Source organism: Massilia agilis (assembly GCF_024756255.1).
GTDB classification, from domain to species: Bacteria; Pseudomonadota; Gammaproteobacteria; order Burkholderiales; family Burkholderiaceae_D; genus Telluria; species Telluria agilis.
Genome location: NZ_JANUHB010000029.1, coordinates 1 through 277, shown reverse-complemented (window position 1 = coordinate 277; position 277 = coordinate 1). Strand labels below are relative to the sequence as shown.

At 47.3% G+C, this 277-nt stretch carries 1 protein-coding gene; it reads left to right on the top strand.

From position 1 onward, the window contains the following. Nucleotides 1–277 (top strand): hypothetical protein (locus tag NX774_RS23325; protein WP_258824690.1); only part of this gene is annotated, 277 nt, incomplete at both ends.

Genomic DNA, 277 nt, shown 5'->3' with positions numbered 1-277 from the left:
ATTGTTAAAGAACAGGCAGATCATGCTGCCTTGCTGCGTTGTGCGAATCGTTTTGTTCGTCAGCAGCAGAGAAGTGAGATTATGCAGCGTTTCGCGTTTGTCGTCAACTTCATTTTTGCTTCGGGTCAGTTTCCTGGTGAACCTTGTCAGCTTAACTACTTGATTCGTTTCGCTTTTGGTTCGCCGCCGAAGCAGGGACCGAACTATAGCAAACCGTTGTTGCGGTACGCAAGGGCTTTCGAGCATTTTCTTAAAACAGTCCTGTTGCGCTACCAAA